Origin of the sequence: Arthrobacter sp. CDRTa11, assembly GCF_026427775.1 — a bacterium.
GTDB lineage: Bacteria > Actinomycetota > Actinomycetes > Actinomycetales > Micrococcaceae > Arthrobacter.
The window spans coordinates 2,575,422-2,595,166 of record NZ_CP044532.1 but is presented as its reverse complement, the minus strand read 5'-3'; the positions used below and the strand labels follow the sequence as shown (position 1 = coordinate 2,595,166).

At 61.6% G+C, this 19,745-nt stretch carries 18 protein-coding genes; 3 read left to right on the top strand and 15 right to left on the bottom strand.

All coding sequences use genetic code 11. The annotated features are described in order from the left end of the window. Nucleotides 1-16 precede the first annotated feature (16 nt). The 10 genes from F8G81_RS11600 to F8G81_RS11550 all read right to left on the bottom strand — a co-directional run bounded on the left by F8G81_RS11600 (nt 17) and on the right by F8G81_RS11550 (nt 9,360). Nucleotides 17-841 (bottom strand): MBL fold metallo-hydrolase, encoded by an 825-nt coding sequence (locus F8G81_RS11600; RefSeq protein WP_267274896.1) that lies wholly within the window; start codon nt 839-841, stop codon nt 17-19. Beyond that, on the bottom strand, nt 838-1,635 hold the full coding sequence (locus F8G81_RS11595) for an MBL fold metallo-hydrolase (RefSeq protein WP_267274895.1): 798 nt from the start codon (nt 1,633-1,635) through the stop codon (nt 838-840). Before F8G81_RS11595 ends, F8G81_RS11600 begins: the two co-directional genes overlap by 4 nt. A 22-nt stretch (nt 1,636-1,657) precedes the next feature. Next, nucleotides 1,658-2,332: a cysteine hydrolase family protein gene (locus tag F8G81_RS11590; protein WP_267274894.1), complete on the bottom strand. Its 675-nt coding sequence runs from the start codon at nt 2,330-2,332 to the stop codon at nt 1,658-1,660. Between the two features lie 90 nt (nt 2,333-2,422). Further along, nucleotides 2,423-4,018: an ABC transporter substrate-binding protein gene (locus F8G81_RS11585; RefSeq protein ID WP_267274893.1), complete on the bottom strand. Its 1,596-nt coding sequence runs from the start codon at nt 4,016-4,018 to the stop codon at nt 2,423-2,425. A 27-nt stretch (nt 4,019-4,045) separates the two neighbouring features. Further along, nucleotides 4,046-4,873, bottom strand: a complete 828-nt coding sequence (locus tag F8G81_RS11580) for an MBL fold metallo-hydrolase (RefSeq protein ID WP_267274892.1) — start codon at nt 4,871-4,873, stop codon at nt 4,046-4,048. Nucleotides 4,874-4,882: 9 nt separating this feature from the next. Next, nucleotides 4,883-5,710, bottom strand: a complete 828-nt coding sequence (locus F8G81_RS11575; RefSeq protein ID WP_267274891.1) for a hypothetical protein — start codon at nt 5,708-5,710, stop codon at nt 4,883-4,885. A 62-nt stretch (nt 5,711-5,772) separates the two neighbouring features. Further along, complete coding sequence (locus F8G81_RS11570; protein ID WP_267274890.1) at nt 5,773-6,888, bottom strand: ABC transporter permease; 1,116 nt, start codon at nt 6,886-6,888, stop codon at nt 5,773-5,775. Then, complete coding sequence (locus F8G81_RS11565; RefSeq protein WP_323809180.1) at nt 6,885-7,688, bottom strand: ABC transporter ATP-binding protein; 804 nt, start codon at nt 7,686-7,688, stop codon at nt 6,885-6,887. Before F8G81_RS11565 ends, F8G81_RS11570 begins: the two co-directional genes overlap by 4 nt. A 2-nt stretch (nt 7,689-7,690) precedes the next feature. Then, on the bottom strand, nt 7,691-8,572 hold the full coding sequence (locus F8G81_RS11555) for an ABC transporter ATP-binding protein (protein ID WP_267274889.1): 882 nt from the start codon (nt 8,570-8,572) through the stop codon (nt 7,691-7,693). Then, nucleotides 8,572-9,360, bottom strand: coding sequence for an ABC transporter permease (locus F8G81_RS11550; RefSeq protein ID WP_267274888.1), 789 nt, complete (start codon nt 9,358-9,360; stop codon nt 8,572-8,574). Before F8G81_RS11550 ends, F8G81_RS11555 begins: the two co-directional genes overlap by 1 nt. 506 nt (nt 9,361-9,866) lie before the next feature. Here F8G81_RS11550 and F8G81_RS11545 point away from each other — a divergent pair. The 3 genes from F8G81_RS11545 to F8G81_RS11535 are packed head-to-tail and all read left to right on the top strand — an operon-like array spanning nt 9,867 to nt 13,218. Next, nucleotides 9,867-10,841, top strand: a complete 975-nt coding sequence (locus tag F8G81_RS11545; RefSeq protein WP_267274887.1) for a branched-chain amino acid transaminase — start codon at nt 9,867-9,869, stop codon at nt 10,839-10,841. Between the two features lie 9 nt (nt 10,842-10,850). Beyond that, on the top strand, nt 10,851-11,801 hold the full coding sequence (locus F8G81_RS11540) for an acetamidase/formamidase family protein (protein ID WP_267274886.1): 951 nt from the start codon (nt 10,851-10,853) through the stop codon (nt 11,799-11,801). Beyond that, nucleotides 11,794-13,218: an amidohydrolase family protein gene (locus tag F8G81_RS11535; protein WP_267274885.1), complete on the top strand. Its 1,425-nt coding sequence runs from the start codon at nt 11,794-11,796 to the stop codon at nt 13,216-13,218. Before F8G81_RS11540 ends, F8G81_RS11535 begins: the two co-directional genes overlap by 8 nt. A 53-nt stretch (nt 13,219-13,271) precedes the next feature. On the opposite strand, the gene F8G81_RS11530 is transcribed toward F8G81_RS11535, so the two are convergent. From F8G81_RS11530 to F8G81_RS11510, 5 genes are read right to left on the bottom strand one after another with little or no spacing between them, the layout of a single operon-like run. Beyond that, nucleotides 13,272-14,303: a sugar kinase gene (locus F8G81_RS11530; RefSeq protein WP_267274884.1), complete on the bottom strand. Its 1,032-nt coding sequence runs from the start codon at nt 14,301-14,303 to the stop codon at nt 13,272-13,274. Nucleotides 14,304-14,306: 3 nt separating this feature from the next. Next, entirely contained in the window at nt 14,307-14,972 is a 666-nt protein-coding gene (eda, locus tag F8G81_RS11525; protein WP_267279105.1) for a bifunctional 4-hydroxy-2-oxoglutarate aldolase/2-dehydro-3-deoxy-phosphogluconate aldolase, read from the bottom strand. Beyond that, complete coding sequence (gene kduI / locus F8G81_RS11520; protein ID WP_267279104.1) at nt 14,969-15,802, bottom strand: 5-dehydro-4-deoxy-D-glucuronate isomerase; 834 nt, start codon at nt 15,800-15,802, stop codon at nt 14,969-14,971. Before kduI ends, eda begins: the two co-directional genes overlap by 4 nt. Continuing rightward, nucleotides 15,799-16,947: a glycoside hydrolase family 88 protein gene (locus F8G81_RS11515; protein WP_267279103.1), complete on the bottom strand. Its 1,149-nt coding sequence runs from the start codon at nt 16,945-16,947 to the stop codon at nt 15,799-15,801. The genes kduI and F8G81_RS11515 overlap by 4 nt, the downstream gene beginning before the upstream one ends. After that, nucleotides 16,937-19,720: a hypothetical protein gene (locus tag F8G81_RS11510; RefSeq protein ID WP_267279102.1), complete on the bottom strand. Its 2,784-nt coding sequence runs from the start codon at nt 19,718-19,720 to the stop codon at nt 16,937-16,939. The genes F8G81_RS11515 and F8G81_RS11510 overlap by 11 nt, the downstream gene beginning before the upstream one ends. Between the last annotated feature and the right edge of the window lie 25 nt (nt 19,721-19,745).

Below are 19,745 nucleotides of genomic sequence, written 5' to 3'. Positions count from 1 at the left end.
TTGACGAGTCTTCACTTTACAATGCCAGCCCTTCATAGACCTCTCGGTGGGCGGCGAGCGACGTCCTCAACATTCCTTCGACGTCGTCTATGACGTTGCCGTGCGCGGGGCCAATAAGCCTGGTGGGAAATGTCGCCAGTGTCTCTTCGATGCCTTGAAAGGCTTTTCCCACATCGACGAACTTGGTCCAGTAGAGGGCCCTGCCGGTTCCATAGGCGGCCTGGTCCACGGTCGGCGGAACCGGCATCTCGCTGCTGAGCAGGCGGCACTGCCCCGGAAGATGCACGGGCTCTTCGTCGTCATCCGGCGCAGGAATGTCGTGGATGTAGGAAAAGCCATCGGAAACAAACATCATCCCTGCACCAGAGTCGTGGCCCCAAAGGGTGTTCTCGAGATCCCGGATGAATGCCGGGAGAAAGCGGAATTCCCGGCCGCCAAGATCCAGGACTTCCCCAGCGGCTTTGGCCACGAGCCGATCCCGGTATTCAGGGAAATGCAGTGCGTAGTCCCGGATATCCCCGACCAGGAGAGCCGAGGGGTACCGGGCCAACAAGGTTGGAACATTGCCTGCATGCGGGATCTCCGGATGGGTGGGGAAGATGAAGTCCAGGGGACGCCCGGCCAGTGCTTGATCCAGTTGTGCCAGGACGGTATCCCGGTGGGCCGGATCCCCCGTGTCCACCAGGATCGAAGCCCGGGACCCGACCACCAGATAGGCGGAGACATGATAATGGACTTCCTGGCCTTCCGCGTTGGCCGAAAGGCATCCACCCAGCCAGCTGACGCCGTCGCCGATGACCCGGCCTTCTGTGAGGTCCGTCCCGGTGATGTCGCCGCTCATTGGAGTCCTGACTTTCGAATTGCTGAAGCCAGCGCGTCCGCCTCGGCGGCACATTCTTCAAGCCCAAGGAACGGCCCGCCATAACCTGGCCCTATTGCCGCCACGTTCCGTTCCCGCACTATCTTCGAAACGTCGTCGGCGATGCCCCGGGTGTCCGCTTCAGTGAACCAACGGAATTTCCGCAACCCGTCCTCAGGCCGGGAAAGGCCGTCGGAACGAGTGTAGGAGCCATGTGTGAACGCATCCGAGGTGAGGAGCGCACCGGAGGCTTTGTCAAAGATCCACAGCGTTGGGAGGAGCCGCATGAGTGGCGACACGAACTCCAGCGTCACGCCATCAGCTACCTCCGATTCCAGCGAGGTTCCCGGGCTGACCATGATCCGGCGGGCCGCCGCCGTCGACCTTGGCACCGTTATTCCGCCTGTGTACCAAACAGCTTCCACACGGAAGCGGGCTTCAATGGCAGGAAGGTTCAGGCAGCATTCCATCTCGGTCCTGGTCAGGACGACGACGAGTGGCTCCCCCGGCTCAACCAGGGACTCGAGCTGCCGGATGACCTCGGCTTCATGGAGGCGGATACCAGTGTCCACCAGGACCGAAGCATCATTTCCTTTTATCAGGTAGCAGTTGACTGGTTGCCTGGTGCGAAGCCCCTGCGGGCACCAACTGACCAGATCGTCGAGTTCGATGTCTGCGCCCAGCCGGTACACCCGGTCTCCGATGAGGTTATACGCACCGCTTCTCAGCCTCGCCGCGCCCGCATCCGGGACCGTCTGGGCTGTGTTTGGCTTCATGGCGTTCACCTGGTTCCTGGTTTCAGGCCGCGCCGGCCGAGTCCCAAACAGTAATCGCCTGGTCCAAGGTACACACGTCGTGCCGGGCCCTCATCACGGTCAGTGCCGCATCGTGAATGACGGTGTCGTAAGCTCCCACCGCGTCTTCGATGAGGACCGCGTAGAAATCGTTGTGCACGGCGTCGCGCAGGGTAGCCTCGACGCATCCGCCGGTTGAGACTCCAACCAGTGCCACCGATTCAATGCCCTGGCTCCGAAGGAGCAGCGACAGTTCAGTACCAACAAAGGCACTGGGCCGCCGCTTGGTGATGATCACTTCGTCTTCTTCGGGCTTGCACTCGGCACAGAACTCGGTGGCCGGGTCACCCTTCAGGCTTAGCCTGCCCAGATCGATGGGCCGGCCATTGGCAGCCGTGTACAAGGCACGGAGCCATGCGGGCGGAGAGCTGGCGCCGTCGGGCAGGTTTTCGACCCGGATATGGAAAACAGGGACCCGGTTCTTCCTGGCTGCAGCGATGGCGCGGCCGCAGCGTTCGGCGACTGCGGGCATCATGCTGAGGTCGTGGCCGGATTCACCGATCACGCCGCCTGCATGGACCGCACCCTCCTGCATGTCGATGACAACGAGGGCTGTGGTGGACGGGTCGAGCAGTTCCTGCAAAGTGTCGCGGACCTGCTTGCCGCAGATAGTAATCATGGGAGGTTCCTTTGATGTGGGGTGCCGGCCGGGTTCGACGGCCGGCACCACGCGTGGGACTCGGACCTTGCGGGGTCTGGACTTTTCCGCTTACCGGCCGAGGGCGTTGAAGTAGATCTGTCCGTTGGTCAGGGGAACGGCTCCTGGAAGCCCATCCTTGGTGACCAGCACTCCCCGGGTCTCGACCAGTGACAGGATTGCCGCACCCTCGTCCACCAGGGAGGCCATCTTCTTGAGGAGTCCGTCCCGCTTTTCGGCTTCTTCGTCAGGAGTTGCAGCCAGCTCGCTGCGCGCCTTGTCGAATTCGGGGTTCGACCAACCTGTGCTGTTGCTCGGGGCGCCGGTTCCATAGAACGCGTAGCTGTAGAAGGCCGGGTCCGCAATCACGATCGGCTCCGCGTAGAGGACCGCCTGATAGCGGCCTTCCAGGAGTGCCGTCGAGAAGTCGGTGGAGCTGGCCACATTCTGCAGCTGGACGTCGATGCCCACTTCCTTGAGCATGGACTGGATGAGGACTGCCGACTTGGCAGCCACAGGCCCGGGGCGGGTAGCGCTGTAGCTCAGGGTCAGCGGGAATCCGTTGCCGTACCCTGCCTCGGTCAGCAGCTTCTTGGCTTCGGCCTTGTCGAATTTGTAGGTGGGGGAACCCTCGACCATGGGGAAGATGGATCCGGCGGGTTCACCGAAGCCGGCGTATGCGCCCTTGACCAATGAATCCCGGTCAATGGCCATGGACAGTGCATGGCGGACCTTGGGGTCAGCCAAGGGGCCGGTCTTGGTGTTGATCATCATCGTGTCACGAGTCTGGCTGGGGCAGTTCAGGACAGTAACGCCAGGTGCCTTCTCCAAGGACTTGTACTGGTCGTACTCGAATCCGTTCGCTACCTGCACTTCGCCTGTTTCAACCAGTTGGCTACGGGTGGCAGTACTTTGGACGGCTTTGACCGAAACACGCTTAACCGCACCCCGCTCGCCCTCCCAATTCGGATCCGCTGTCAGGGTCAACGATGCGCCGGGCGAGAATTCTTCAAGCTTCCAGCCGCTGTAATCAGCGAGGTTCTTGGAGAGCCAGTTGTTGGCCGTGGGATCTTCCGGCGTGATGTGCTTTTTGGCCTCGGTGCTGTCGTGGACATAGAACAGGTTGTTCTGCAGGGATTCTTCCGTGTACGACGTCAGTCCTGCAGTGTTGAGTTGGATGGTCCGATCATCAATCACCTTGACCAGGTCCTCAACGTTGAAGCCACTGCTCTTGAGGGTTCCGCGCATGACGGGCTGGCGCTGCATGCCGATATCGAAGCTCCACCGGACGTCCTCCGCCGAAAGCTTGTTGCCGAACTGGCTGGTGAGGTCGCGCAGCTTGACGACGACACCTGTGCCGTCCTCACTGGGCTCCGCACTTTCGGCCAGCCTGCCGGCAACCTCGGTGGAGGGCTCTGGGCATGTCTTCCCGTCGCTCTCTCCGACTTTGTACTGTAGGAGCTGGGAGCCGAGGCCGCTGAGCACGACGTGCGAAGCGCTGCCTCCCCAAGGTGCTGGTGTGAGGCTGTCCGGCAGTGCGCCGACCGCTACTACGATGTTTTCGACGGCGGTGTTGTCTTGGGTCTGTGGGCTGGAATTCCCGCAGCCAACGAGGGACGTGGCGAGGGCAACGGCTGCGCCCCCGGTGATCATACGCAGAGTTTTCATTACATGACTCCATTTATTGGGTGGATGCTACGGCTGTGCGGTCTCGTAGCGGTAAGCCCGCTTGTGGCCTGCCCGAATGATGGGCTCCACCTCGCGGATATTGCTGATGAAGTTGCCATGGGTAGGGGCAACGGACTGGACGCCAAGGTCATCAATAAGATGAAGAACACGGTCGTATACTGCGTCAGCGTCATTGGCGAAACGTGCCCAGTAAAGGGCGCTGCCGGTAAAGAACGCTGCATTTTCGACGGCGATAGGGACCTGCAGCTCCCCGGTGGTGAGTCCACACTCCCCGGGAAGATGAACCGGGTCTTCGTCGTCCAGCTCCGGACGGTGCATGTAGCAGAAACCGTCCGCAGTGAAGAGGACTCCAGCCTGTGGCGCAAAGCCCCACTGGGTGTTGGGCAGGTCCCTGATCAGGGCCTCCACCACCATGAACTCCTGTCCGCCAAGGTCCACCTTGTCCCCAGGCACCTTTGCGTGGAGGTTTGGCTCGATCTGCGGATAAAAGAGGTGGTAGTCGCGGACGTCGCCAATCACCTGGATCTGCGGATATTTCTCCACAAGCCGGGGGAGGTTGCCTGTGTGGGGCAACTCAGGGTGCGTCGGGAAGACGTATGTCAGCTCCTTTCCGTCCAGAAGCCCGTCCAGTGTGCGGGAAATGATGGGCCAACTCGATGGGTTACCGGTGTCGACCAGGATTGACGAATGGTCGCCCTGGACCAGGTAGGTGGAGTTGTGGCCGTGGATGACACGGTCTTCCAAATGGAAGGGAAGGCAGGAGCTCATCCATGTGACGCCCTTCGCGACGGTTCGCGGCAGGTCACTGCTCATAGTTTCAACGAGTTCTTCCATGATGGTCTCCTAAACCAGCTGCGGGGTAAGCGCGTCGAGCATGAAGCCAAGGTGGCGGCGGACCACGTCGCGTCCTTTGAGTACGCATCCGCGGGACGGGGCGATGATTTCCGGATCTAAGGCGTCGAACTTCTCCTGCAGCCATTCCCGCAGGGGTCCGCACGTGGAGCGCGGAATCCATTCATATTTCGCGTACAGATGGCCGGCGACCTGTTCCACTGTGGTGGCGTCCTCCACCGTCGAGTCGATGATGCGCGCGCCATCCGGGCGCTCCATCATGCCATGCGTGAATGTGTCAGAGGTGAAGAGGGTGCCGGTCTCCTGGTCCCAGCCCCAGAAGGTAGGCAGCAGGCGAAGCAGCGGCGATTCGACCTCAAGGACGCGGCCGGGAGCTATTTCGATTTCTGCGGCACGGGCGACGGAGTCTCCTTCTTCGGTCCGCTGGGCGTCGATCTGGTGGCGGCGCCCGCGCAGTGCCAGGCGGCTCAGGTCATCGAAAGCGTCAAACGGGTTGATGACCCCGCCGGTGAAGAGCCTTTCGATGTCGAACCTGCCGGCTATGGGCTCGAGGTTTGACACACAGTCCATCTCACTCCTGGTGAAGAACATGGACACTCCCCCGCCTTCGCCAATCAGCTGCGCGAGATCCTCGAGGATTTCCTGGCTATGGACTGCAAGTCCTGAATCGACGAGGAGCCGGGAGGAACCTTCTGTAAGGAGGTAGGCGTTGGAGGGCTGAAAGCCTGTTGCACCTTCGGGCACCCAACTCACCCTGCCATCAAGCGGAATGATTCCGCCCAGGACCACCAACTTGTCTTCATACAATGTAGTGAACATATCTTCAATCTATTGAATATGAGGGGAATGTCAAGGGTTTTCTGGAGGGTTAGTTCGACTTTTTAACCCTGAGGCACGTTTGGCGGCACAACCGGTTCAACAACAGGCGTTGCAGCTTGGGCAGCCGGGTCCGATGCAGAGCTTCTGAGGGGGCGCTTGGCACTGCGGAGCACGTTGTTGCGCGTGCGTGGATCCAGCAAAGTGATGAGGGAATCCAGGAGCACGTACCCGAGGAGGCTTGTAGCGCCCATAATCAAGACGAAGCCCTGAATGACAGGAACGTCGCCCTTAAGTACGCCATCCAGGGACCAGCCGCCAACGCCGGGCCACGAAAACACGCTTTCCACGATTGCGGCACCACTGAGGGCAGCGGCAAACAGCAGAACCATGTACGTCATCAATGAACCGCGGACGTCGCTGAGGGCGTATCGGAACACCTGCAGGGGTCTGAGGCCGCAGGCCCTCGCGAATTCAATCTGAGGAGAATTGAGGACCTGGAGAAGGCCGGTGCGAACGGTTTTACCGAAGGGCGCAGCGAAGAACAATCCCATGGTGATGATGGGCAGGACGGCCCTGCTGAGGATGGAGTTCACGGTGCTCCACTGACCGGCGATCACGGCATCCAGCGCCACGGAGCCGGTCACCTTGGGTGGCGGAATTTCGGAGCTCGAAAGCATCCCGAGCGGGGCTGGAGCCAAATGCAGTTGCTGATAGAAGATAAAGAGCAGAAGCAGCGCCAGAACAAACTCCGGCATTGCCATAAGGACTGATACGCCGGCAGTGAAGGCTTTGTCCGCTCCACGACCGTAGCGGTATGCAGCGAGTGTTCCCATTCCCATACCGATCACCAGGGCCAGGAGGAGGCCGGGCACCAGATAGACGAGGGTGTTTGGCAAGCGGGTCCAAATCTCCGCTGAGACGGAGCTTCCGGTGAAGAATGACTGTCCCAGATCGCCCTGCAGCGTCCTGCTGATGTAGTCCAGGTACCGCTCCCAGAATGGCTTGTCCAGGCCAAGCTGGGCATGGATCCGTGCGACATCAGAAGGAGTGGCGTATTCGCCCAAAAGTGCTACTGCGGGATCACCGGGCAGCAAGGATACGAGGCCAAAACTAAGTGTGATCAGGCCCAGGAGCAGCAGGAAGGCTATGACAAGCCTGGACAGGATGTAGCGGATCATGCCGTTGCCGCCTTAGCTTCAGGGGAATACGGAACGGGAGGCAGTGCTGCAGCCATAAGCGCCTGCGTGTAGGGCTGTTGGGGATTGGATAAGACCTCATGAGTGGTGCCTGTTTCGACGAACTGTCCGTGGTGCATCACTGCCACACGCGAGCAAAAGTGCCGGACCGTCTCAATGTCATGGGAGATGAAGACGTAGGTAAGGTCCCTCGCCACCTGCAGCTTGGCGAGCATGCGGAGGATGGAGGCCCGGATGGTCAGGTCCAGGGACGACGTCGGCTCGTCCAGCACCACCAAGGTTGGATCCGTGACGAGGCACCGCGCTATGCCTACCCTTTGCTGCTGTCCCCCGCTGAGGTTGGCCGGGCGCCGATTCAGGAACTCTTCCGAGAGCCCCACCTCATTCAACGTTTCGATCACGCGCTGCAACCGTTCCGTGCGGGAGCCGTAGGTCTTCGAGACGACGAGCGGCTCCTCAACGATCTGACGGATGGTGAGCCGCGGGTTGAGCGAAGCAAATGGTTCCTGGAAGACGATCTGCCATCTCCGTCGCCTCTTCCGCAACTGCGCCTTCGACAGCGCCCTGATGTCCTCGCCTTCGAGGAATATCGAGCCGGAGTCGGCTTCGTTGAGCCGGAGTATCAAGCGGCCCAGAGTGGACTTACCGGAGCCACTTTCGCCGATGATCCCGAGCGTTTCGCCGCGCTCCACCCCGAAGGAGACTCCGTCGACTGCAGTCACGGTGGTTCCCTGGGGAGTGCGAAAAGTCTTGCGCACGTCCTTCATTTCAATGATGGCCACAGTCACACACTCCTGGACTCAGTAAGCTGGGAATTGTCTGCATCCCCCGGCGTTTTAGTCTCCGAAGGAAAAGCATGCTTGGCGCCGCCAGGCTCCCCAGCCTCCGGCCGGACCACTGAATCCAACAGCGAGACGGTGTAGGGGTCCTGCGGGCGCACGAACACCTCTGAAACGGGACCTTGTTCTACGATGTTTCCCCGGTACATCACCAGGACCCGGTCGCAATAGTTCGACACCACACCAAGATCATGGGTCACGATGAGCATGGAGCGCCCATTGTCTCTCGTCAGCCTCGTGAGGGTATCGAGGACCTGCCGCTGAACGGTCAGGTCGAGGGCAGTCGTCGGTTCATCAGCAATGATCAAACCCGGGTTCAGATACAAAGCCATGGCAATCACAACGCGCTGGGCCATCCCGCCGCTAAGTTCATGAGCGTAGCCGCGCAGCACGCGCTCCGGATCGTTGACTCCCGTTGAAGCCAGCAGGTCCCGGGCCCGCTCCCTTGAGGAACGGTCTGTGGGAAGCCCGTGGGCCTTGGCAATGTTTGCGAATTGTCGCTCAATGCGCACCACTGGGTTTAACGCACTGAATGGATTCTGCGCCACGAACCCGATTTCCTTGCCGCGAATTTGGCGGATTTGGTGTTCCGAGAGGCTGATAAGGTCCTGGCCGGCAAACTCGGCAGTGCCCGACATGACCCGCCCGGGCGGCATCAGCAGCTTGATCACTGACCGCACCACTGTGGACTTTCCTGATCCTGATTCACCTACAATGCCAACGATTTCGTTGCCGCCGATCTCGAAGGAGATTCCGTGGAGGGCCCTGATGACCTGATCCCGGGAATGGAACTCGGTCACGAGGTCCCGTACCTGAAGTCCTGTCATTACCGCACCCGCTCCACTCGTTCGATCTTTGTTTCGATTGCGCCGGCGATGATGTTCAGTGATCCGATGGCTAGGAGCATAGCTGCGGTGGGAAATGCTGCAGCCCACCACTCGCCCCTAATCAGCATGCTGACTCCGTCGTTGATCATGGCTCCCCACGTCGGCGTAGGCGGGCTGACACCTACCCCCAGGAAGTTCAGGGCCGCGATGGTGCCCAGCGCGTTGGCAGCGGTAAGTGTCGCCTGCACCAGGACTACGCCATAGGCGTTGCGGAAGATGTGGTTGAAGGCAATCCGGATCGGGGAACACCCGATTGCGGCTGCCGCTTCAACGTATCTGGCGGATCGGAGGGCCATGGCGGCTGCCCTGGATAGCCGCACGAAGCGTGGGGCAGCCACAACGGCAATCGCCAGGATGACGTCGGTTGGCCCGCCGCCCATGAGCTTAATGGAGACAACAGCGATAACGATGATTGGCAGCGCGGCGAACGCATCGATGACGCGCATGATGGCGTCCCCCAAACGGCCGCTCGTGGCGAACAGCCCGAGTGGGACACCAACTATGAGCGACAGCCCAGTTGCCGCCAATGCGATGGGAAGGTCCAGCTTTGCGGCCTCTATTGTTCGGGAGAAGATATCCATCCCGTTTCCATCCGTGCCGAACCAGTGGGTCCCGTTGGGCGCGATGCCGATTGAGTTCGTATCCGGACGGAAGGGATCGTGCGGCATCGGTACCACCAGCGCCATGACCGGCAGGAGCACAATAATGGCGACTGCGACGGCGGTCATGATGGCGCTCGAGCGACGGAACAGAAGGGTCTGGCCACGCCGGGCCCACCCAGAGACACGCAGTCCCGGAGATGTGCGTGGGAGTCCCTGAATACTCATGGCGCCTCCCCATTGGGGCTCACCGAGTCTAAAGCAAACCCGTAATGGGTGATGACCAGCGGCTGTTGCATGTGCAGCTCCCTCATCGACGGCTTTACATGCGGGTATGCCGCATCCCAAAGCCTCATCACTTTATTGAATTCGACTCTAGCGCGATGGTAGGAAGAATGCACCCCCTTTCATGCAATTTATTGAAGACCAGCGAACTATAGCCTTCAGGGGGCGCGGCAAGACTTGGCACGAGGGGCCACTTTTGGCTGGAGCTAATGGGAATCCATTGACACAAAGGCCCGAGGGTCTTCATTATAGTGATTAACCAACAACCTTGAATGAAGATGCCCCGGCATCTTCCAGTTGACCAGCCGCCAAACGCGCTTCAACGAGCAAAAGAGGAACGGAAGAGAGCCATGCCGAGCACGCAAGAAGCCGCAGCAATCGCCAACACGAAGCCCACTATGACAAGGCAGCACGTCAAGTATTTGCTGAAGGATGGCGAGCTGGTGGAGTACGACGACGCCCGGCTCCATGTATTGAGCACAACACTTAAGTACGGAGTCGGAGTTTTTGAAGGCTTCCGTGCGTACTGGAGTGAAGATGACCAGCAGCTTTACGCGTTCCGGGTGGCTGACCATATGCGCCGTCTAGTTGACTCCATGAGGGTAGTTGAGATCGACGGACCGCAGGATACGGAAGCACTGGTGCACCAGCTGCTCGGACTGATCCGGGCCAACGAGCTCCGTGGGAACCTGCACATGCGGGCGCAGGTTTTCGTCGACTCCGATGACGGGAAGCCTGAGGACACCGGACCGTCCACTGTTTTCATGGCGGCGATTCCCATGGGCAACTACTTCGGGGCCACCGGACTTAACGTGCAGATCAGCTCCTGGGCACGCCTTTCGGACCGCTCCATGCCACCAAGGATTAAGTCCATCGCCAATTACCAAAACGGCAGGCTCGCGCTATTGGAAGCCAAGCGGAACGGCTACGATGCCGCACTCTTGTTGACAGAAAACGGCCATGTTGCCGAAGGGGCAGGCTACAACGTCTTTATGGTGCGCCAAGGACGCCTGTGCACGCCGCCCGTTACTGAAAGCATCCTTGAAGGAATCACCCGGGACAGCGTGCTGCACCTGGCCCGGACTGAGCTGGGCATGGACGTTGACATCCGTCCTATTGACCGTACCGAGCTCTACTCCGCGGATGAGATTTTCGTTTGCGGAAGCGCGGCCGAGGTCAACCACGTGGCCTCTGTTGACCGCACCACCATTGGCCAGGGAACAGCAGGAACTGTCACACAAAGTCTGCTGGACCTGTACCGAAAGGCCGTGATCGGCAGGGCTGCCGCGGACCAAGGCTGGGCAAGCCCGGTCTACCCCTCCTAGGACGTGACCATGATGCATAAGTTTCAGACGCTCAACCACTCTGTCCGTGCTGGTTTTGAAGATGCGTCCGGATCCTTCACTGCAGAAACAGCCCCAATCCTCGAGGTGCAGCAGGGGGAACCCTTTTGGCTTGATGCCAGGAGTCTGCTGACCGGTGGCCTTTTCGAGCGGACCGGTGAGTACGAAAAACTCTCTATCCCGGTTACTGGCCCTGTCGCTGTCCGTGGAGTGAAGCCCGGAGACACCTTGCGAATAGATGTCCATGAGATCAGCATCGCGGAGCGCGGGGCCATGGTTACCCTTCCCGGACGGGGCGGCTTCAGCGGCGGCTTGGGCCGTGCTGGCCGCGTTGTGGAGATCGCTGACGGCGACGTCCTGTTCGACGAAGGCATCACCATCCCGGTTCGTCCAATGGTGGGCAAAATCGGCGTCGCACCCGCCGGCTCAGCCCCGAACTCCAGCACGGTTGGAATCCATGGCGGCAATATGGACTGCAAGGACCTGACGGCGGGGTCCGCCGTCGTCCTCCCGGTTCAAGTGCATGACGCAATGCTTTTCGCCGGCGATCTGCATGCCGCCCAAGGGGACGGCGAGTGTTCGCTGACTGCCGTAGAGGTTGAGGGCAGCGTGCTCCTTTCTTGCGCAGTGGTCCCGGACGCCGGAATCCGCCGGCCAGTCATCCTCTCCAGCGGGTCGGTGATCACCATTGGCGACGGCGACACGCTAGACGAAGCGGCAAGGCTTGCCCTGGACGACATGCTGGCCCTCCTCCAGACCGACCGCCAGTGGTCCCGGGAAAAGACGGCGATGCTGTTGAGCGCTGCAGCCGACGTTTCGGTGTCCCAACTCGTCAACGCGAGGGTTTCGGCAAAAGTCTCCCTCGCTATGCGGTACTTCAGCTCAGCGCCTTTCACCATCGACCCTTCCGACTCTACGAATGCGCAGGTCTCCGATGCTTGATCTTCTCCTGACCAATGGACTGGTCGTCACCCCCTCCGGCGCCCGGCGCCTTGATATCGGCATCTCCGATGGACGGATCGTCTCCCTCCGTGAGCCCGGTGTTGGTACACCCGACCAGGCGATCCGCCAGGTCGACCTTCGCGGCCAGCTGGTTGTGCCCGGAGGCGTGGACCCCCATGTGCACACAGGAGATGTACTGCCGACCGCGGCGGAGAGCGGAATCAGGGCCTTCGGACCGGACCGGGTGAGTGAAGGCGCAATCTACGGCGGAACAACCACCCTGGTTGACTTCGCCCATTGGAAGCCCGGCGATGAACTCTCGGAATCGTTCGCGCGAAAGTCCGCAACGTGGGAAGGGATTACCTACACGGACTACGCATTGCACGGGACTTTCAAGGAACCGGAAATCCCCTTCGAGGTGCTTGAGCAGATCCCCGACGCCATCGCCGCCGGCCATGGCAGCTACAAAGTGTGGATGACCAACACCACTCCGACGCGTCCCCGGCAGAAGACCGACCTCGGAAACATGTGGGGGCTCATGGAGCAGACCGCCGCCGCCGGTGCGATGCTGGCGGTCCATGCGGAGGACGACGACATCGTCATGTACTCCTACAAGAAGCTGCAACGCGAGGGCAAGATCGGCCTGGAGTACATGCACCACGCCCACAACAACCTGTCTGAAAAACTCTCGTTCCAGCGGGCAATAACCCTGGCCGAACATGTGGGAGCACCCATCTACCTGATGCACGTGAGCGCCCGTGAAGGCGTGGAAGCCATTCAGGAGGCACGCGGAAAGGGCCAGCCCGTCTACGGTGAAATCCTCCCCCACTACGCCTACTTCACCGCGGATGACTACCGCCAGGAGAATGGCGCGATCTACCATACATACCCCTCGCTGAAGTCAGCCGAGGACCGGGATTCAATGTGGAAAGCCTTGCTGGACGGCTCGCTCAGTACCCTCGCCACTGACGGCGTATGCACAGATTTCGAAGTGAAGACCCGCGGAAAGACCATTCTCGATGCCACCGGCGGCCATGCCGGCGTCGAAATGCGGATGGCCGTCGCCTATACCGAGGGAGTCTCCAAGCGAGGGCTGGACCTCACGCGGTTTGTCGACATCACCTCAGCCAATGCCGCCAAAATCCTGGGGTTGTATCCGCAAAAGGGAGTGATCGCGATCGGCAGCGATGCCGACCTGGCCGTACTCGACACAACCGTGGATCGAAGGATCACGGCATCGGACCTGCATGAAGCGGACTACACGCCGTGGGAAGGCTATCGGGTGGCAGCCTGGGCGAGCATGACGATCCTTCGGGGACAGGTCATTGTTGAAGAGCGCCAACTGAAAATGGGTCCCGAAGGCAGGCTCCTCAAGCAACGTGTGTCCAAGGACGTGCTTAACAGGCCAGCCTGCTGAAAGCTGGACATTTTCTGCGGTTGGGAGGAGCGCCCCGGTTTAGGCCGGCATGTTTACCTGGTTACGGGTTCGGTGGCATCGAGCAGGGAAAGTTCGTTTCGATAGGGCATGCCTTCCCAGTCACCTGGCACCAGGCAGGCAAACGCCCCGGTGCGGACTGCGGTGAGCAGCCGCTGGGAAACGCTCTCGTCACGGAGCCACTCCGCCAGGTAGCCAGCGACGAATGCATCACCGGCTCCTACCGTGTCGATGGCCTCAACCTGGATTGCGGGCTGATGGTATTCAATGCCATCGACAAGAGCGGCACATCCCGCCGCGCCCAGCTTGATCACAACTTCGGCGGGGCCGAGTTTCGCCAGCCGCTCGGCAAGGTGAAGGGGATTTTCGGCGCAGTCCACCACGATCGCCGCCTCCTCTTCGCCTGCGAAAACCACGTCCGCCTGACTGATCAGACTCTTATAGGCGGATTTCGCCTCCTGCATGGACCACAGAGACGCGCGGTAGTTGAGGTCAAAGGAAACCTTGACACCAGCGGCTTTTGCACAGTCGATGGCGTGCTGCACCGCTTCGGCTGCGGATCTGGACAAAGCGGGCGTGATGCCTGTCAGGTGCAACAGACGTGCCCCGGCAATGAGGCCGGTGGGAATGTCATCCACGCAGAGCCGTGAACCCGCGCTGTTGGCCCGGTAGTAGGACACCCTGGTGCTGGATGCTGTGCGGCGCTCCTTGATCATGAGCCCCGTGGGGGCGCCGCCGTCCCGGGCGCAGACAACTTCCACCCCCTCCGCCAGGAGTTCGCGGCGGACCAGGTTTCCGAGCGTGTCATCTCCGAGTCGGCCTACCCAGGCCACGGAGATGTCCAGCCGTTTGAGGGCAATGGCCACGTTGCTTTCCGCACCGCCGATGCCGAGCGTAAACGACCCGGCGTGTGGCAATGGACCGACCGTCTCCGGATTGAAAAGAGCCATGGACTCGCCCATAGTCACAACTTCGGGCGCGCCTGTTGCACGCTCGCGTGGCAGCGTTGTCCTTGCGGCCGCTGGGGCTTCAGCATCCGGGCCGGTGTTCCAGGTAGGTGTGGTCATGGCTCAGTCCTGCCGGATTGCCGTGGCAAGGGCAACCGCTTGTTCGCTGAGTGCACCGATCCGCGCGAAGTCCTTGGACTGGATTGCGGCCCGCGGCACCATCCAGCTGCCGCCCGCTGCCACTACGTTGGGTATGTTCAGGTAAGTGGCGAGGTTGTCCGGGTTTATTCCGCCTGTGGGGATCACCTGCAGGGAACCGAACGGTTCCAGCAGTGCTTGGACGGCGGACGGACCTCCCGAAACTGACGCCGGGAAAAACTTCACAGTCTGCAGACCCATTTCCAGGCAGGCCAGGATCTCTGTTGCCGTCACGGCCCCCGGCACTATCGGGACACCGTGTTCCTGGCAGCGTTCCACTACGCTTCGGCTGAACCCCGGCGAGACGATGAACTGAGCGCCGGCGTCGACCGCTTTGTCCACCTCCTCAACGGTGGTCACCGTGCCGGCGCCGATGAGGACAGGGGCGGGTCCTTCCGTGAGCCCGGCATCGACGGCGGTTCGAATGGCTTCTGATCCTGCAGGTGTCCGGAACGTAATTTCAGCCACAGGCAGTCCGGCCTGGCTGAGCGCAGCCAGCAAGGGCACGGCATTCGCTGCATCGTCAATGACGACAACAGGAATCACCCCCCACTTTCCAAGGGTGGATATCACCTCGGTTTCGGCTTTCACAGCATGTCCGTGACGTGGACGCTGTCCATGTCGTTGTAGGTGGTATTTTCGCCCGCGGTTGCCCACACGAAGGTGTAGGGTCCCGTGCCGGAGCCAAAATGAAGCGACCAACTGGGGGAAACTACGAGCTGGCGGTCAGCGACGATCAGGTGGCGGGTTTCGAGGGGTTCACCCATGATGTGGAAGACCCGATCGTCGGGAGCCAGGTCGAAGTAGAGGTAGGACTCCGTGCGCCGGTCATGGGTATGGGCCGGCATCGTATTCCATGAGCTTCCGGCGTGAACCTTGGTGTATCCGAAGGCGATCTGGGAGCTCCGGGTTCCGCCTTCGTAAATGCACTGGTGAAGGGTGCGTCGGTTGGCTCCGTCCTGCGAGCCCAACTCCACGACGTTCATCATTTCGGGCTCGATAAGCGCCGTGGGCAGGACCTGATGCGACGTTGCGGTGAAGACGTAAAACGCAGCCGGATCCGTTGGATCTGACGAAGCAAAGGATACTTCTGAGGCGCCGCGCCCCAAGTACATGGTGGAAGTATGGCCCAACTTGTAGGCCTGGCCGTCAGCCGAAACCACGCCTGGGCCACCAACGTTAATCACTCCCGCTTCCCGGCGCTGAAGCAGGTGCTCGGCTCTGATCTGGTCCGGAACAGGCAACCCAAGCGGCTCCGCCAACGGCACGATTCCCAGGGCCAGGATCCTATCGTGATGGCTGTACAGGCCATGAACCTCGCCGGGCCGAAAGAGATCCTCTCCGAGGAAGGCATCCCTCAGTTGCCGGCTGGTCATAGTGGCAACGTGCCCAGGGCTGTGGGCGTATTTAGTGGTAATCATAGGTTTTCCCCCTGTTGGCCCACGGGCATATTCATGCTTTTTGTCGTCTCGCGCCAGGCGGCGATTGCCTCAAGCGCAAGGCCCTGTCCCCAAGGCTGGATACGGTCGTCCCTGATGACTGAGTAGCCGAACGGAATGAGCTGCAGAACGGTTCCGGCGCTGACCCGGGTCAGGGTGCCTTCATGGACGTATGCCAATGCACCGCGGACTGCCCGCTCCCCCGCCTCACGCAGGACAGACCACGGCGATGCTTGGTCAGGCGTCCGGTTTGAGGTGGCTTCCCTGACGGCTGTGAGGGCATCGGCCCGCAGCATTGCTGCCCCGATTCCGGCGGCGGCGGACGTTTCGAGCACGCCCCGCACCTCAACCTGACGGTCAACCAGAACATCCCAGACGCCGTGCTCGGGCTGGAGTTGCGCAAGGGTCCGCAGCTGGCGGTCCAAACGTTCCCGCACTTCTCCCAGCCGCTCGGCCGTGCCTCCCAGGGCCAGAAGATCGGCCCCTGCCAGAGCAGTCCAGGCGTTGGCCCGGCCCCAGAAACTGTCGATGCGTACACCGGAGTGCGTACCGTGAACGAACAGACCGGAATCCGAGTCCTGCAGCAGCTCGGCATGCGCGAGCCACTGGTCCACTGCCTCCTGAACCAGGTCCTGCCGGCCCAGGACGTTCCCTGCGCGCAAGAGGAACTCCCCGGCCATGTAAACGGTGTCAGCCCACACACCGCCGGGCCAGTGTTCCAACGCGCCGTTCGGGGCGCGGGTAGCTTCGGGGGCATGCAGATACCAGTCCAGGCAAGCCTCCAGGAGCGCCCTGACGGCCGGGTCGGGGGCGCGGCTATACAGCTCGGCCACCGCGGCGCCCGGTGCCAGGTTATTAACGTGTTCCAGGATCGGCGGGCTGGCCAGAAACCTATTCGTGAAGGCAGTGACGAGTTCGGGTATCTCAGCTCCGCGCGCGGCCGCGGCCCGCCATGCTGCAAGCAGGCACACGCCTTCGCCCCAAAACCAGCGTTCCACCGCCATGCTGGCAGTCCGGGAAATCAGTGCCGCCTCGATCGAATCAAGGTCCGTGACCAGATCTGCGCGTTCCAATGGACGCACAGGAGGAGCAGAGAGCTCAGCTGAGGAAGTGTCTTCACCGGCCATTGGACATGCTCCCTACCAGCTTGGTGGCGCTTGAAGCACTGCCGACGGCGTACGCCTCAGCGAGGGCGGAGAGTGAACCGGCGACATCGAGGCTCAGCGTCTTTCCACGCCAGGCGACGTCGATTCGGCCGTCGTCGAACTCTGCATGGACTGCCGGGTTGTCCAGGTGCGGCTCATTCTCGGGGACGCCATCGACGAGGCCAACGGGAGTACCGTCCAGCAGGAACGCGGTTTCGAAAGTCACTTCCATAACGGCTGCATTCTCCCTGGCGAAACGGACCCCGGGATCAGCTTCACCGCGCGGGTGCCACTGCACCTCGCTGGATGCGAGCGAATTGACCCAGGCCCGGAAGTCGCCGTCGGCCTGTTTGCGTCCGACGACGGTAATCCAGGCCGCGCCTCCTTCCACCGGGAGCCATTCCTGCCAGGCTGTCTCACCCTCCAGGACCGGGCGGACGCCCCCGGGAGTGGCAATAGCGACATATCCCTCGCCGCGGCGTGCTGCGATCCATTCACCCTGCTGGATGTATTCATCCGTCTGGGACAGGGGAAGCCACAGGTGTGTGGAACGGATTGGATCCGTAGTGGTGAACCTCTGCAGGTGGATCAGCGCATTTCGATGCTGATGTACACGAGGGAGAATCCGATGGCCTGCCCAGGCGTTCGGGCGGGCAGAAGATCCGGTGTCAGAGTTGGCCGGGTGGGTAACGAACACCTGCAGCTCCCGCCCGAGGGTGACACCCCAGATGTGTTCCTGGAGGCCAGGAAGGCCGGCCCGGTAGTCCTGCACGCTGGAGAGCATGACATCAGGTGTTCTCCAGACCCGCAGGTCGGAGCGGTAGGGCCTCTCCAGGAGGTCCCGTTCGAAGGCAAGCTCGCCGCGGTAGACCTGGCGCCCCCACCATTCTTCGGGTTCGTTCCCGGCCAGTTCGCGGACAACATCAGGAATCGTGTACTTCTGTGCCAGCGCCAGCGCCGTCACCGGAAGTACGGCGTCGTTGAGGGTTCCCACGCCGGCCACCAGCCGAAGGATCGGGGAGGTCTCCTCGAACCGTGAGCTGCGCAGGGTGTGCACGTAGGAGCGGCCATGGGCCGCACCATGGGTGCCGCGCCAGGAGTTGGAAGCCAGCGTCACCAGGACCTTGTCCAAAAGCGTGCGGGCTGCCGTTATCAGCGCCTGGTCTTGGCCCAGCTCGATGAGCGCGCACAGAGCGTAACTGTCGATGGCCAGATATGCGTTGGAATCGAACTCGCTGAAGCCGCCCCGCAGTTTCCTGGTCAGCCAGCCCGCAGCCCGGGAACGGGCCTCCGCTCCGTGCTCGGATCCGGTACGGCCGTCCACGGTGAAGACTGAGTCGGGGAAGGCCTCTCCTGCGAGCGCCTCCGCCACGTGCCAGACGAACTGATGGTTCTCCGTGAAGTAACACATGGCATCAAGGCCAGGCTGGGTGATCCAGTACTTCATCCCGGTGATTGCCGCGGAAACCTCCTTCCGCAGCTCAGGTGACCAGCGGTCCTCGGGAATCCAATGCCATGCAAGCAGCAGGGACACCACTTCGAAGTCGGCGCAATCGCCTCGCGTCAGGATCCGGTGCAGGGAAGAGCTCAGGTCCTCCACCTGGACGGTGGTCTGGGAATCAAGGGCGTAACGGGCGAGGAGGCCAGCGACTCCTGGCTCGCGGATCGCGGCTTCGCCGTGTCCGGCGACGTGCCGAAGGACATCGTTTCGCCAGGATGCGGTGTCACCTGCGGGGCTTTCGGTGCTCAAGGGCGGGAGGACAGCCACCCGCATCCGCATCGTCTGCGGGCAGCGCTCGTCGTCCAGGCCGACTTCGACGATGCTTTCTCCGCTGGAGAGCATCGATGCCCCTGCCGTCCTGGCGACGTCGCCGCCTTCGTCCTGCTCCTCCTCCGTTGCATGATCCAGGCGGTATGTTGCTTTTCCGGTCGGGTCGGCCGCTATGTGCTGCCAGGGCGAATTCTCCCCCACGCGCACCCTCAAGGCAGCGCCCGGAGGAGCTAACAGGGTGGCCTCGGCCGCGTCCTGCGCCCAGGACGGCGAGCCGATTTTAGCCAGTACGGTCTGGGCCAGCCTGGCTGCGTGTTCATCTGCCCCCGGTGAGGGGATGACGACTCGTACGGGCAAGCCTGTGACCCGCATCCGGGCAATCTGGCGGCACTCGCGGAAGGCCACCTGCCATGTCGCCAATTGGACAGTGGAGGTCCGAGAGGGGAGGCGTACCCGGGCCGTGTGCACTTCGGGTTCCATGTAGGAGACCCTGCCGCCTTGGAGCGCCACCTCTCCATTGAGCCACAGGACGAACGGGCCGGTTGTATGGAGTTCAATGGTTCGCCAGTCGCTCTGGTCTATCTCCAGCACTGTGCTTGCCAACGAATACCTGTATTCCGGTGTGAAGCAGAATGCCGACCAGTCCAGGAACCCGTCCTCCCCCGTGCGGACCCGCCGCCACGAAGCTTTGTAGGTGGAATCCCCCGCCAGCCAGCTGACGGCACCGCCTTCCACGGGCGGCTCGATTGACTGCCCGATATCGATGGGATGTGCTTCCGCCAGTCGTTCCTTCAGCCCGCCGACGTCGGGCCCGTTGGTCAGGACCCACCGGCCATCCCCCCAGGGCTCACCTTCGGCGGGAAGGAATTTCTCCAGGTCCCCGCACGGGGATGCCCATACGGGCGAGACCAGCCAGTCGCGGACGGTGCCGTCGGCGTCGGTGGTGTGGGTGGTCCTGTTGGTCGGCATAAAACTTTCACTCATGGTGCCTCGTTTGTTCTTGGTCGGT

Bases quoted from the DNA above. Each gene is read 5' to 3' on its own strand.
- F8G81_RS11585 (WP_267274893.1), bottom strand. From the start codon at position 4,018: ATGAAAACTCTGCGTATGATCACCGGGGGCGCAGCCGTTGCCCTCGCC.
- F8G81_RS11595 (WP_267274895.1), bottom strand. From the start codon at position 1,635: ATGAAGCCAAACACAGCCCAGACGGTCCCGGATGCGGGCGCGGCGAGG.
- F8G81_RS11580 (WP_267274892.1), bottom strand. From the start codon at position 4,873: ATGGAAGAACTCGTTGAAACTATGAGCAGTGACCTGCCGCGAACCGTC.
- F8G81_RS11600 (WP_267274896.1), bottom strand. From the start codon at position 841: ATGAGCGGCGACATCACCGGGACGGACCTCACAGAAGGCCGGGTCATC.
- F8G81_RS11550 (WP_267274888.1), bottom strand. From the start codon at position 9,360: ATGACCGCCGTCGCAGTCGCCATTATTGTGCTCCTGCCGGTCATGGCG.
- F8G81_RS11575 (WP_267274891.1), bottom strand. From the start codon at position 5,710: ATGTTCACTACATTGTATGAAGACAAGTTGGTGGTCCTGGGCGGAATC.
- F8G81_RS11510 (WP_267279102.1), bottom strand. From the start codon at position 19,720: ATGAGTGAAAGTTTTATGCCGACCAACAGGACCACCCACACCACCGAC.
- F8G81_RS11545 (WP_267274887.1), top strand. From the start codon at position 9,867: ATGCCGAGCACGCAAGAAGCCGCAGCAATCGCCAACACGAAGCCCACT.
- F8G81_RS11540 (WP_267274886.1), top strand. From the start codon at position 10,851: ATGATGCATAAGTTTCAGACGCTCAACCACTCTGTCCGTGCTGGTTTT.
- F8G81_RS11590 (WP_267274894.1), bottom strand. From the start codon at position 2,332: ATGATTACTATCTGCGGCAAGCAGGTCCGCGACACTTTGCAGGAACTG.
- F8G81_RS11515 (WP_267279103.1), bottom strand. From the start codon at position 16,947: ATGGCCGGTGAAGACACTTCCTCAGCTGAGCTCTCTGCTCCTCCTGTG.
- F8G81_RS11535 (WP_267274885.1), top strand. From the start codon at position 11,794: ATGCTTGATCTTCTCCTGACCAATGGACTGGTCGTCACCCCCTCCGGC.
- F8G81_RS11530 (WP_267274884.1), bottom strand. From the start codon at position 14,303: ATGACCACACCTACCTGGAACACCGGCCCGGATGCTGAAGCCCCAGCG.
- F8G81_RS11555 (WP_267274889.1), bottom strand. From the start codon at position 8,572: ATGACAGGACTTCAGGTACGGGACCTCGTGACCGAGTTCCATTCCCGG.
- kduI (WP_267279104.1), bottom strand. From the start codon at position 15,802: ATGATTACCACTAAATACGCCCACAGCCCTGGGCACGTTGCCACTATG.
- F8G81_RS11570 (WP_267274890.1), bottom strand. From the start codon at position 6,888: ATGATCCGCTACATCCTGTCCAGGCTTGTCATAGCCTTCCTGCTGCTC.